This window comes from Nonomuraea harbinensis, from assembly GCF_019396385.1.
Lineage (GTDB): Bacteria > Actinomycetota > Actinomycetes > Streptosporangiales > Streptosporangiaceae > Nonomuraea > Nonomuraea ferruginea.
The window spans coordinates 1-12,287 of sequence record NZ_JAHKRN010000080.1 but is presented as its reverse complement, the minus strand read 5'-3'; the positions used below and the strand labels follow the sequence as shown (position 1 = coordinate 12,287).

Annotated in this window: 14 protein-coding genes; 7 read left to right on the top strand and 7 right to left on the bottom strand. The window is 72.8% G+C overall.

The window, feature by feature from the left end:
- The first annotated feature begins 6 nt into the window (after positions 1-6).
- Positions 7-381, top strand: coding sequence for an SgcJ/EcaC family oxidoreductase (locus KME79_RS42055; RefSeq protein ID WP_219551766.1), 375 nt, complete (start codon positions 7-9; stop codon positions 379-381).
- Positions 378-773: a hypothetical protein gene (locus tag KME79_RS42050; RefSeq protein ID WP_219551764.1), complete on the top strand. Its 396-nt coding sequence runs from the start codon at positions 378-380 to the stop codon at positions 771-773. The genes KME79_RS42055 and KME79_RS42050 overlap by 4 nt, the downstream gene beginning before the upstream one ends.
- Here the strand turns inward: KME79_RS42050 and KME79_RS42045 are convergent, their stop codons facing one another.
- From KME79_RS42045 to KME79_RS42015, 7 genes are all read right to left on the bottom strand, one after another.
- On the bottom strand, positions 774-2,171 hold the full coding sequence (locus tag KME79_RS42045) for an LCP family protein (RefSeq protein ID WP_219551762.1): 1,398 nt from the start codon (positions 2,169-2,171) through the stop codon (positions 774-776).
- A gap of 132 nt (positions 2,172-2,303) precedes the next feature.
- Positions 2,304-2,789, bottom strand: a complete 486-nt coding sequence (locus KME79_RS42040; protein ID WP_219551760.1) for an MSMEG_6728 family protein — start codon at positions 2,787-2,789, stop codon at positions 2,304-2,306.
- Positions 2,790-2,817: 28 nt separating this feature from the next.
- The gene (locus KME79_RS42035) at positions 2,818-3,642 is read right to left on the bottom strand and encodes an alpha/beta fold hydrolase (protein WP_219551758.1); all 825 of its coding nucleotides are present in this window, start codon (positions 3,640-3,642) and stop codon (positions 2,818-2,820) included.
- A gap of 43 nt (positions 3,643-3,685) precedes the next feature.
- Positions 3,686-4,369 carry a phosphatase PAP2 family protein gene (locus KME79_RS42030; protein WP_219551756.1) on the bottom strand — a complete coding sequence of 228 codons (684 nt, stop codon included), beginning with the start codon at positions 4,367-4,369 and terminating at the stop codon, positions 3,686-3,688.
- Positions 4,356-5,087, bottom strand: a complete 732-nt coding sequence (locus tag KME79_RS42025; RefSeq protein ID WP_246641317.1) for a phosphatase PAP2 family protein — start codon at positions 5,085-5,087, stop codon at positions 4,356-4,358. The genes KME79_RS42030 and KME79_RS42025 overlap by 14 nt, the downstream gene beginning before the upstream one ends.
- A gap of 23 nt (positions 5,088-5,110) precedes the next feature.
- Entirely contained in the window at positions 5,111-5,794 is a 684-nt protein-coding gene (locus KME79_RS42020) for an ABC transporter ATP-binding protein (RefSeq protein WP_219551753.1), read from the bottom strand.
- Complete coding sequence (locus KME79_RS42015) at positions 5,791-6,000, bottom strand: hypothetical protein (protein ID WP_219551751.1); 210 nt, start codon at positions 5,998-6,000, stop codon at positions 5,791-5,793. Before KME79_RS42015 ends, KME79_RS42020 begins: the two co-directional genes overlap by 4 nt.
- A 111-nt stretch (positions 6,001-6,111) precedes the next feature.
- On the opposite strand from KME79_RS42015, the gene KME79_RS42010 reads away from it, so the two are divergent.
- From KME79_RS42010 to KME79_RS41990, 5 genes are all read left to right on the top strand, one after another.
- The gene (locus KME79_RS42010) at positions 6,112-7,338 is read left to right on the top strand and encodes a sensor histidine kinase (protein WP_219551749.1); all 1,227 of its coding nucleotides are present in this window, start codon (positions 6,112-6,114) and stop codon (positions 7,336-7,338) included.
- Complete coding sequence (locus tag KME79_RS42005; protein ID WP_219551747.1) at positions 7,326-7,964, top strand: response regulator; 639 nt, start codon at positions 7,326-7,328, stop codon at positions 7,962-7,964. Before KME79_RS42010 ends, KME79_RS42005 begins: the two co-directional genes overlap by 13 nt.
- A gap of 128 nt (positions 7,965-8,092) precedes the next feature.
- Positions 8,093-10,177: a polysaccharide lyase 8 family protein gene (locus KME79_RS42000; RefSeq protein WP_308249243.1), complete on the top strand. Its 2,085-nt coding sequence runs from the start codon at positions 8,093-8,095 to the stop codon at positions 10,175-10,177.
- Between the two features lie 190 nt (positions 10,178-10,367).
- Positions 10,368-10,805 (top strand): CBS domain-containing protein, encoded by a 438-nt coding sequence (locus KME79_RS41995; RefSeq protein ID WP_219551745.1) that lies wholly within the window; start codon positions 10,368-10,370, stop codon positions 10,803-10,805.
- The gene (locus tag KME79_RS41990) at positions 10,802-12,088 is read left to right on the top strand and encodes an ArsB/NhaD family transporter (protein ID WP_219551743.1); all 1,287 of its coding nucleotides are present in this window, start codon (positions 10,802-10,804) and stop codon (positions 12,086-12,088) included. Before KME79_RS41995 ends, KME79_RS41990 begins: the two co-directional genes overlap by 4 nt.
- The last annotated feature ends 199 nt before the right edge of the window (positions 12,089-12,287 follow it).

Genomic DNA, 12,287 nt, shown 5'->3' with positions numbered 1-12,287 from the left:
TGTGCCATGTCCGCTGAGATCCGCCGGTTGCTCGACCGCGTCTACGAGATCTGGAACGCCGGTGACGCCGCCGCCTACGCGGCGCTGTTCACCGAGGACGCCGACTACATCACCTACTTCGGCGCCAACCTGAAGGGCCGGCAGGCCATCGAGGACGCCCACCGGCAGCTGTTCGCGATGCCGATCAAGCTGGAGAGCCGGGGCGAGCCCGCGATCAGGGAGCTCGGCGACGGGGTCGCGCTGGTCATCGCCACCGGCGGTTCCACCGTCGACGGCAAGCCCGAGCCCGAGCGCGACTCCGTCCTCACCTACACGGCGGTCCGGACGCCGGAGGGCTGGCGGTTCGCCTCCTTCCAGAACACCCGGGTGAGCCGGCCGTGAAGACGCTCGTCACGGAGGTTTCGGGCGTCGTCGAGGCGCCCGCCGCCCAGGTGCGCGCCGCCCTGGCACGGGCTCTCCTGCCCGGCGGCAGGGACGTCCACGGGCGGTTCACCGTCCAGGACGCGCCGGGCCACACGTCCACGGTCGAGGTCACCGGTTCGGTGATCGCGTTCCAGGGCGGCTGGTGGTACCGCGGCGAGTGGTCGCTCGCGCCGCACCCGTCGGGGACGCTGCTGGTGCACCGCGTCTACAACGTCGCCCGGCGGGCGCGCTGGGGCGTGGGGCTCGCCAACCGGTTCTTCGCCGGCTTCGCCGAGGAGACCCGCCGCTCCTTCACCGACACCCTCACCCGCCTCGGCGCCGACCTGGGGACCCGCACCCGGGTGACCTGATCAGGTGGCGGCGCAGGTGTCGTGGGTGGCGTCGAAGCCCTTGAGCGCCTCGCTGTCGGCCGGGTCCAGGGGCTTGAGGCCGCGCCAGTCGTCGCCCACCACCAGCACCAGCCGGGCCGTGCGGGCTCCCGGCACCGCCCGCGGCGTGGCCGTGCGCACGTCGCGGGCGAGTGTCGGCACGCGCGCCTCGCCGTTCGTCCCGTACAGGATCACGGACTTGCGGTACGGCTTGCGCGCGGTGTCGCCGACCTCGGTGACGTGGTAGCCACGCTGCTCCAGCGCCGCCGCGACCTCGGTGGCGATGCCGCGGCGGTAGGTGCCGTTGCGCAGCTCCACCGCCACCTCCGACCGGGGCACCCGGGTCTGGCCGCCGCGCACGCCGTCGAGGCTGCCGTCCCTGGCCACGATGCGGAAGAGCCGGTCGGCCTGCGGGCGCTCCCACTCGACGCGGCCCGGCTGGGTCGTCGAGTAGTGCCAGGGCGTGGTGATGAAGCGGATCCGGCCGGCGTTCAGGCCCTGGAGGCTCTCGGCCAGGTCCTTCATGACGCCGAGGGTGAAGTCGGGGTCGGTGGTGACGGCCCGCGTGCCGGCGTCGAGGAAGCCGATCAGCCGGGCCGGGTCGGTGAGCGTGTCGCCGCTCATCACCTTCTTCACCATCGAGGCGATGAACCGCTGCTGCCGCTGGATCCGCCCGATGTCGGAGCCGTCGCCGAAGGAGTAGCGGGCGCGGACGTAGCCGAGCGCCCGCTCGCCGTTGAGCGTGTGGCGGCCGGCGGGCAGGTGGAGCATGGCCTTGTCGTCGTCGACCCGGCGCGACAGGCACACCTCGACGCCGCCGATGGCGTCGACCATGCTCTTGAACCCGGAGAAGTCGACCTTGACGAAGTGGTCGATGTGGATGCCGGTGAGCGACTCGACGGTCTTCCAGATGCAGGCGATGCCGCCGTTGTTGAACGATTCGTTGATCATGCCGACGTGCGGCTGCTGGCCGGAGTGGCCCTCTCGGGGGCGGCAGGCGGGCAGGCGGACCACCGAGTCACGCGGGAAGCTGACCACGACCGCGTCGTCGCGCCGGGACGACAGGTGGGCCAGCATGATCGTGTCGGTGCGCTCGCCTTCGATGCGGTGGCCGTAGCGGGCGTTCTTGCCGTCGCGCTGGTCGGAGCCGACGATCAGCACGTTCACGGAGGTCATGGCGACCTTGGGCGGGCGGGTGGCGCCCAGCTCGCCGGTCACGTCGATGTGGCGGACGTTGCCGGTGAGCTTGAGCACGACGCCCACTCCGGCGGCCGTCACCAGCAGCACGGTCGCACCGGCGCCGACCGCCAGCCGCCGCAGCCAGCGGCGGCGCGGCGGCGAGCTGGAGGTCGGGGGCGCGTCGATGAGCCCGCTGGTCACGAGACTCCCCAGGGAGACGGGGCCGCGGGTGGCAGCCCTAGGCGCGTGGTGGGTCCGGCCGAACGATAGTACTGAAACGGACCGGGTGTGGTGTCCGTATCGGTCGACTGCCGGTATACGGAGCGTCACCGCTCAGCCGTCGGGCATGCAGGCGGGCGGGCGGCCCGAGGTCGGCCACACGTACTCCAGGTCGTCCGGCTCGTCGCCGAAGATCGGCCGGTAGAACGCCGGGTCCTTGCGCAGCAGCGCCGAGCGGTGGCTGAGGTGCAGGGCGGGGTCGCCCAGCCAGGGCGGCAGCTCGCCCGACCCGGCCAGCTCCGCCTGGCTGCGCGCGGCCGGGGTGCCGCAGTGCTCGGCCAGCTCTCGCGTCAGGGTGCCCGCGCAGGTGTCGGCCCGGCCCAGCGAGCACCAGTGGCGGCACACCTCCAGCCCGTAGCGCACCAGCGCCTCCTCGAACCCGGCCCACATCTTCACCACCGGGTGGTGCCGCCAGCCGTAGCCGGGCACCGTCAGCGCCCGCAGCACCTGCAGGCACTCCACCCGTTGCTTGCCCAGCCTGAGCGGGTCCAGGACGTCCGCGGTGCGGGCGAAGTCCGGGTAGGGCAGGAAGGTCTGCATAGCGGTCTCCCTGCCCTGGCCAGGGTGTTCACACGTGCGCGGCGAGCCACGGGCGGAGCACGGGCAGCACCGCGGCCGGCTGCATGGCCCGCGCGTGGTCGAGCCCGTCGAGCACCACCACGTCCCAGCCGAGCGCCTCCAGCTCGGCCCGGCGGCGGACGACCGGCCCGGCGATGTCGACGCGCGTGCCGCCCCACCGCTCGTCGTACTCGATCACGTCGGCGGATCCGGCGAAGCACAGCCTCGGGCAGGTGACCGCCCGCTGCGCGGCCCGGTCGTCGAAGTCCTGGAGCGCCTCGTACAGGGTGACGAACTGCCTCGCCTGGCCGTCCGACATGTCGACCTCCACGGTCGACCAGTCGCCGGGGGTGGCTTCCTTGCCGGTCGCCGACCCCACCATCGCGAGGGTCGCCCTGGTCACGTCGAGCATCTCCGCGTACGGGCCCTCGACGGGCGGGTAGCCGCCCATGACGAGCCCGTCGAGCCGGTCGGTGCGGATCGCGAGCTGCAGCCCGCTGAGGGCGAGCCAGGAGTAGCCGTAGTAGGCGAACCGGCCGGCTCCCACGGCGTCGGCCACGGCCAGCAGGTCGGCGGCCACGTTGTCCGGGGTGAGCGTCGCGGCCTTCGGGTGGGCGAGCACGTGGCCCTCGTAGTCGAACGCGGCCACCCGGACCTGGTCGCCGAGCCCTTCCATGAGCGAGCGCCCCAGCGCGGGGTCGGCGCCCCAGGCGCGCATCGCCTCGGCCTGCGCCCCTTCGGCGGGCCTGGGGTTGACGGGCAGCAGCAGCGTGGGACCGGCGCCGTGCACCACGATCTCGATCGTGCTGCCGTCGTGCAGTCTGGCTTCGGGCATGACATCTCCATACGCCGTAAAGGATTCTCGACGAGAGAATACCTTAGGGCGTAAGGAGATCGTCCATGGCGCGGCGGCCGGTCGCCGTGGCGGGGGCGGGCCGGTACAGGATCGCCCGGGCCGCGACCAGGACGCACACGGTCCCCAGCAGGAGTCCCCACACGGTGTCGCTGACGAAGTGCATCCCCCGGTACAGGCGTGAGATCGCGACCGTGAGCGCCGCCCCCACGGCGACCACCCACACGGCCACCCGCAGCACGGGATGGCGCGTCCGCGTGGACAGCACCAGCGCCAGCCCGCAGTAGAACGCCACCGCGGCGCTGGTGTGCCCCGACGGGAAGCTGGACGTGGGCGGGGCCGGGTCGAGGTGGGGCACGTCCGGCCTGGTCCGGTCGATGACCGCGGTCGTCGCCAGGAAGATCAGCGACTGGCTCCACACGGCCGCGACCAGGAAGGCGGACTCGCGCCAGCGCCCGAAGGCCCACCGGAAGGCGAGGGCCGAGATCGCGGTGAGCGCCACGATGTACGGGGTGTCGGACAGGCTGCTGCCGAAGTCGGTGGCCGCGTTCCACGGGCCGGTCCGCCCCGCGGCCAGCATGTCGCTGACGGCGGCCTCACCGGTGGGCACGGAGAGGATCAGCTCCCCCGCCGCGAAGGTCACCCCGGCCATCAGCGCCAGCGGCAGGACCAGGGATAAAGCGTAGTATCGAAGATCAGTAACGGTCATGTCCCGTCCTCACCGCCTCGGGTTCCACTCCCTCCAGATGCGGCGACGCCCGCTTGCGCCCCTGCTGCCGCCGCCAGGTCTCGAACGCGGCCACCGTCGCCGCCAGCACGGCCACGCCGAGCACGACCCCGCCCAGCACGTCGCTCACCCAGTGCACGCCCAGCGCCACCCTCGTGTACGAGACGGTCACGATCACGAAGACGGCCCCCGCCCACGCGGCGACCCGTCCCCACGCGGGCAGATGGGGCAGGGCGAGCAGCAGCAGGATCCCGGCCCCGAGCGTCGCGTGCAGCGCGTGGCCCGACGGGAACGCCATGCCCGGGGCGAGCGCCACCGGATCGGGCAGGCTGGGCCTCGCCCGATCCACGATGATCTTCAGGAGCCAGCCGACCAGGCCGCCCACCACGATCGTGGTCACCGCCCACAGCGCCGCGCCCTCGCGCCGCCGCCGCCACAGCCAGACCGCCAGCACGAGCACGACGGCCCGCCACGACCACGGCCCGAACACGTCCGTCCACACGATGAGCAGGTCCGTCACCAGAGGGTTGGCCCGCGCGTACACGTGCAGGTCGTGCGCCACCCGCGCGTCCAGCGGGTTGAGCGGCAGCTTGGCCAGCACGAGCAGCAGCATGAAGGGGATCGTGAGGGTCACCACCGTGACCGACGCGATCGTCAACCTGATGGGCAGCCCGTGCTCACCCCTGAGTCGCGTCGCCATCCACCGCCGCATGAGGCTCGCGGCTACCCCCAGCCGCGCGCCTCATGCGCCGCCCGGCCGCCGACGACCTTTCCGCCTGCCATCGTGAGCGTGTCGTGGGCCCGCGCGGCGGCGTCGCGCGTCGCCATCACCACCGTCTGTCCCAGATCCTCGGCCAGCTCCGCGAGCAGATCGAGGACCCGGGCGGCGGGGCCGGGCCCGAGCACTCCAACGGGCTCGTCCGCGAACAGGACCGCGGGCCGGGCCGCGAGCGCCCGGACGACGGCGGCCCGCTGCCGCTGCTCCCCGGACAGCTCGGCGGGCCGGAGATGGAGCCGGTCGGTCAGCCCCGCCCGGCCGACCAGCTCCCGCAGCCACGCCCGGTCCGGGCGGAGCCGCGCCAGGCGGAGCGGCAGGGCGAGGTTCTGCTCGACGGTGAGCGACGGCAGCAGGTTGGAGGAAGGGAAGACGTGACCGGCGTTCGCGCGCCGCCACTCGTCACGCTCGCTCTCGCCGAGAGCGGTGACGTCCACGCCGTCGACGGTGACCGTGCCGGAGGTGGGCAGGTCGAGGGCGGACGCGCAGTGCAGCAGCGCGCTCTTGCCCGACCCCGGCGGCCCCACCACGGCGAGGAACCGCCCGGCGGTGACGGTGAGCGACACGTCGTCGAGCGCGACCGTCCCGCCGTGGAACTTGCTGACGTGCTCCAGAGTCACGGCTCCGGTCACGCGCCGCGCCTGTTGCGGTGGTCGACGACGAGGCCGGCGATGCACGCCAGGGCGAGCACGCCGGTGGCGGCGCCGACGAGCATGCCCCACCCGCCGACGGCGTTGGCGACGACGTTGGCCGCGGCGCTGACGACCAGGCCGGTCCACAGGGCCATACGCGGCATGACGGACTTCTGGGCGGCGGAGGACCTGTATGAATCAGTCATGGCGGCAACGTTAGGAACGGCGCAGCCCTCGGAGAATCCCGCCCGCTGCCCTCTCCGCGGTACAGCAGGCTGGAGTGACGGCCTGTCCGGTTGTCCGTAGATTGGCCGGTGATGATGAGAAACGCCGTCGAGGCGCTCGACCGCCTCGCGGGCGGCCTCGGCACCGCCGTGCTCGCCCTGGCCACCGTGGCCTGCTGGGTGGTCGTCGGCACGGCGTCGCTCTTCTGGATCGGCCTGCCGCTGCTTCCCTCGGTGATCTCGATGACCAGGGTGGTGGCGGACAAGGAGCGGGTCAGGCTGGGCCGCTGGGGCGAACAGGCGCTGAGCCCGTACGAGACCTCCATCGAGGACCTGACCTGGCAGGACGCGGTGCGCGCCGCCCGGCGCGACCCGGCCACCTGGCGCGACCTGCGCTGGCTGTGCCTGCACGCGACGTCCGGCCTCGTGCTGGGGCTGCTCGGCATCGCCTTCCCGGTCATGGCCGTGCGGGACCTCTCGTTCCCGCTGTGGGCCGGGCTGCTTCCGGAGACCGAGACGACCAGCACCGTGTACCTGCCGGTCGACTCATGGACGGGCATCGCGGGCACGGCCCTGATCGGCCTGGTCTGGACGCTGCTCAGCCTGACGATCGGCCCCGGCATGGCCAGGCTGCAGGCGCTGCCGGGACGGCGGCTGCTGCCGCCGCACCCGTCGGTCGACCTGTCGCACCGGATCGCCCAGCTCACCGCCACCCGGGCGGGCGCTCTGCAGGCGCACGCCGCCGAGCTGCGCCGCATCGAGCGCTCGCTGCACGACGGCGCGCAGAACCGGCTGGTGGCCGTGGTCGTGCTGGTCGCGGCCGCCAAGCGGGCGCTGGAGCGCGATCCCGCGACGGCCGGCCCGGTGCTGGACCGCGCCCAGGAAGCCGCCGAGACGGCGCTGACCGAGCTGCGCGGCGTGGTGCGCGGCATCCTGCCGCCGATTCTGCAGGACAGGGGCCTGGCGGGCTCGCTCGCCGCGCTGGCCTCCGACTGCCCGGTGCCGTGCAAGGTGTCGGTGGGCGAACTGGGCGCGCTGCCGCTGTCGGTGGAGACCACCGCGTACTTCACGGTGGCGGAGGCGCTCACCAACGTGGCCAAGCACAGCGGCGCCACGCACGCCCGGGTGGCGCTGCACCGGCGCGGCGACACGCTGCGCGTCGAGATCGAGGACGACGGGCACGGCGGCGCGGCGGAGCGGGACGGCTCCGGCCTGGCGGGCATCCGCCGCCGGGTGGCGGCGCACGACGGCGTCCTCACCCTGGACAGCCCGGCAGGCGGGCCGACGAGAATCGAGGTGGAGTTGCCGTGCGTGTCGTGATCGCCGAGGATGACGCCCTGTTGCGCGAGGGGCTGGCGCTGCTGCTGGGCGGTGAGGGGTTCGAGGTGGCCGCGGCCGTGCCCGACCCGGACGCGTTCATGAAGGCGGTGGCCGAGCACCACCCGGACGTGGCGGTGGTGGACGTGCGGATGCCGCCCACCCACACCGACGAGGGCATCAAGGCGGCGGTCGAGGCCAGGCGGCTGCACCCGGAGCTGGCGGTGCTCGTGCTGTCGGCGTACGTGGAGCAGGCGTTCGCCACCGAGCTGCTGGCCGGCGGCGCCAACGGGATCGGCTACCTGCTGAAGGAGCGGGTGGGCCGGGTCGGCGAGTTCATGACCGCGCTGGAGCGGGTGGCGGCCGGCGGCACCGCCATCGACCCGGAGGTGGTGGCCCAGCTCTTCACCCGCCGCGACGGGCCGCTGGACCGGCTCACCACCAGGGAGCTGGAGGTGCTCGCGCTGATGGCCGAGGGCCTGGGCAACACGGCCATCGCCGAGCGGCTGGTGGTCACGGAAGGCGCCGTGCACAAGCACATCCGCAGCATCTTCGCCAAGCTCGACCTGTCACCCGCCGACCGCGTCGACCGCCGCGTCGCCGCCGTCCTCCACTACCTGAACGCCTGACCACAGCCCTGCCCCACGCCGCTCCCCTTCAGTAGCCCCGCCGCGGGCCGCCAGGAGGGGATGCCGCCTAAAGGGTGGCTTGTCCTGCGTCGGGGGTGAATGGGGGGCGGGGGTGTGATAATCCGTCCGTGGTGGGGCTTTCCAGGCGGGCGCTGTTATGGGTGGGGGTCGGGGCGCTGGTTCCGGTGGCTCGGGGCGGGGTGGGTGTGTCGCCTGGGGCGTTCGCGGGGGTGCGGCGGCGGTGGCGGGAGGTGACCGTCGATCCCGCGTACCCGGTGGGGCCGGCGAGGCGGCGGCTGGCGGAGATGGCGCCCACCGGCCGCCATCTGTGGCCGGATCTGCCGTACCCGTCCCTGAGCGCGACCCCGGGGCGGCTGCTCGCGATGGCGCGGGCGTACGCGGTGAGCGGCGACGCGCGGCTGCGCGCCGGCGTCGAGACCGGCATCGGCCACTTCTGTGGGCACGTGTACGCGGCCGGGGCGGACCCGGTGGGCAACTGGTGGGACTGGGAGATCGGCGCGCCGAAGCGGCTGCTCGACGCCGCCGTCCTCGTCGGCCTGTCGGGGCGGCAGGGCGGCGCGTTGCTGGAGGCCGTCGACCACTTCGTCCCACCCGACCGGCTGCGCGACTACGGCGGCACCAGCACGGGCGCGAACCGGGTGGACCTGTGCCTGGTGACGCTGCTGCGCGCGGTGCTGGGCGGGGACGCGGAGCGGGCGGACCTCGCGGTGCGGGCGCTCGCGCCGGTCTTCCGGTACGTGACGGAAGGCGACGGCTTCTACCGGGACGGCTCGTTCCTCCAGCACGACACCGTCCCCTACCAGGGCGGTTACGGGCTCGTACTGCTGGAAGGGCTGGCGACGCTGTTCGCGGTGCTGCGCGGGAGCCCGTGGGAGGTCACCGACCCGAACCGGCGGATCGTGTACGACAGCGTGGAGCGGTCGTTCGCCCCGTTCACGCACGCCGGTCACGTCATGGACCTGGTGAGCGGCCGGGGCATCGCCAGGGACCCGTCCGGCGGCGAGCTCAGGTTCCGCCGCCTGGCCGGCGCCGTGAGGCGGCTGGCCCTCACCGCGACGCCCGCCGAGCGCCGCCGCTGGCGAACCCTGGTGGACGGGGCCGGCGAGCAGCCCACGGGGCACCGGCTGTTCCCGATGAGCGCACGCGCCGTGCACCGCGCGCCCGGCTGGTGCGCGGCGCTCAGCATGTCCTCCGACCGGATCGCCCACTACGAGCACGGCAACGGCGAGAACCTGCGCGGCTGGCACACCGGCTCGGGGATGCTCTATTGGTGGGGCGAGGGCCACGGGGCCCACTACGCCGACGGGTTCTGGGCCACCGTCGACCCCTACCGGCTGCCGGGCACCACCGTCTCGACCCGGCGGCTGCCCGACGGCGCGGGCGAGGCGTGGGGCGGCGCGTGCCCGCCATTCCGCTGGGCCGGCGGCGCCACCGACGGCCGTTACGCGACCGCCGGCCAGCACCTGCGCGGGCTGGAGTCCACGGTGGAGGCGTTCAAGTCGTGGTTCTTCCTCGACGACGCGGTGGTCTGCCTGGGCGCGGGCATCACCGGCAGGGACGGCGCGCCGGTGGAGACCGTGGTCGACAACCGCCGCACCGCCGCGCTCCTCACCGTGGACGACGCGAACGGCTGGGCCCATCTGGCGAGACACGGCGGCTACGTCGTCCGCGACGGCGGCGTGCTGCGCCGCCTGCGCGAGCACCGTACGGGCGGCGGGATGACGCGCCCGTACGTCACGCTCTGGCTCGGTCACGGGCTGGACCCCGGCGACGCCCGCTACGACTACCTGCTGCTGCCGAACGCCACCGTGGCGGCGACCAGGGCGCGCGCCGCCGACCCCGGATGGGCGCGGGTGCTCGCCAACACGACCTCCCAGCAGGGCGTGCACGTGCCGTCGGCGGGGGTGACGGCGGTCAACTTCTGGCAGCCGGGCACCGCGGGCCCGCTGTCGGCGTCCGGGCCGTGCGCGGTGCTCGTCACCGAGCGCGGCGACGGCTCGGCCACCGTCACCGTGTCGGACCCGCGCCGCGACCTGACGGAGCTGACCGTCACCTGGAACCGCCCGGTGGCGGCGGTGACGGGACGCCCGGCGGCCCTGACAGGGGCGCGGACGGGACGGCGGCTCACGCTGACGTTCGGCCCGCTGCCGGACTCCGCGTCGGTCACCGTCCGGCCGGGCGAAGGCGGGTGAGATCTCGCGGCCTCTGACCGGCGGAAATTTCTCACACCCGGAGAGCCACGACGCGTGCGGCCCGAGTAGTTTTTCAGATCGGACCCCGGCCGTGATAGACGTCTCATGAGATGGTCTTGCAGGATTTGGCCAGCATGAGCTGGTAAGTCTGGTCGGCAGGTCCTAGATCCAACGAGTCAAGGATGTGCCCATGCGCGCCAGAGACCTGCTTGCCGACTATCCCGTCGTGACCCTTGAGACGCCTGTGCTCCAGGCAGCCCAGTTGCTCGCCGAGCAGGATCTGCCCGGTCTGATCGTCAAGAACGACGACGAGCTCACCATTTTGCCGGGCACGGAAGCACTTCGACTGGCCGTGCCGCGCTACATCATGGACGATCCTGCGCTGGCCCGGGTGGTCGACGAGGCGCACGCCGACGAGTTCCTGCGCGCGCTGGGCAGTCGTACGGTGCGCGAGGTGCTGCCCCGGGAGCGGCGGGAGCTGCCCGTCACGGATCCTGACGCGACCGTGCTGGAGCTGGCCGCGCTGATGGCGCGCACCCGCAGCCCGTTGGTGGCGATCGTGGACAAGGGCCGGTTGCTGGGTGCGGTCACGCTGCAGGCGCTGCTGGACAGGATGCTAGGCACATGAGCCCGCTCGCCTGGGCGAGCGTCGCAGTGTTCGTGTCCGCCTACGCGCTGATCGCCACCGAGAAGGTGAACCGGGTGGCGGCGGCGCTGGGCGGGGCGTGGGTCATGCTGTTGATCCACGCGACCAACGCCGGGTCGGCGTTCTTCTCGGAGCATGCCGGGATCGACTGGAACGTCATCTTTCTGCTGCTCGGCATGATGGTCATCGTCGGGGTGCTGAAAGAGACCGGCGTCTTCGAGTATCTGGCGATCTGGGCGGCCAAACGCGCCCAGGGACGGCCCTTCCGGCTGATGGTCCTGCTGGTCCTGATCACGGCCGGGGCGTCGGCGCTGCTCGACAACGTGACCACGGTGCTGCTGATCGCGCCGGTGACGTTCCTGGTGTGCGAGCGGCTGGCCGTGTCGCCGGTCCCCTTCCTGATCGCCGAGGCGCTGGCCTCCAACATCGGCGGCGCGTCGACGCTGGTCGGCGACCCGCCGAACATCATCATCGCCAGCCGGGGCGGGCTGAGCTTCAACGACTTCCTCATCCACATGGCGCCCATGGTGATCGTGCTGGTCGCGGTGTTCGTGGGGCTCTGCTGGCTCATGTGGGGCCGGACGTTCCGGTACGACCCGGACCGGGCGCAGGAGGTCATGGCGCTGGACGAGAAGGAGGCGATCGCCGACCCGCGGCTGCTGTGGCAGTCGCTCGTCGTGCTGGTGCTGGTGCTGGCGGCGTTCGTGCTCCATCCGGTGCTGCACTACGAGCCGTCGGTGGTGGCGCTGCTGGGCGCCGGTGTGCTGGTGGCCTTCACCACGGTGACCCCGGAGAAGTCGCTGGCCGAGGTGGAGTGGCCGACGCTGGTGTTCTTCGCCGGGCTGTTCGTCATGGTCGGCGCGCTCGTCCACACCGGGGTCATCGACCAGGTCTCCAGGGCCGCCGTGGAGGCCACGGCGGGCCGGTTGGACGTGGCGACGATGGGGCTGCTGGGCGGTTCCGCCGTGGTGTCGGCGGTCGTGGACAACATCCCGTACGTGGCCACGATGAGCCCGATCGTGGCGGAGCTCGTGGCGGCGCAGGGCGGCGAGTCGGCGCAGGTGCTCTGGTGGGCGCTGGCGTTCGGGGCCGACCTGGGCGGCAACGCCACGGCGGTGGGCGCGGCGGCCAACGTGGTCGTGCTGGGCATCGCGGCCCGCAACGGCACGCCGATCAGCTTCTGGCACTTCACCAAGTACGGGGTGATCGTCACGGTCGTCACGGTGACCCTGGTGGCGCCGTATCTGTGGTTCCGATACCTGTAGAAACCCCCGCAAAGGTAAAAGTTCGCCCCGAAAACCCCTATGCCATAGGGGATCCCGTCGTCGGGGCCCGTTCCGCGCTTGCCCTTTCCCTTGCGCGACGATTACCTTCGGACCCATCGATGGCACGCGCTTGAGCAGCGCTTTTAGGTAAGCCCCCGCGCGTTGCCGATGAATTGCCGAGACCGCGCCCACCCGCGCA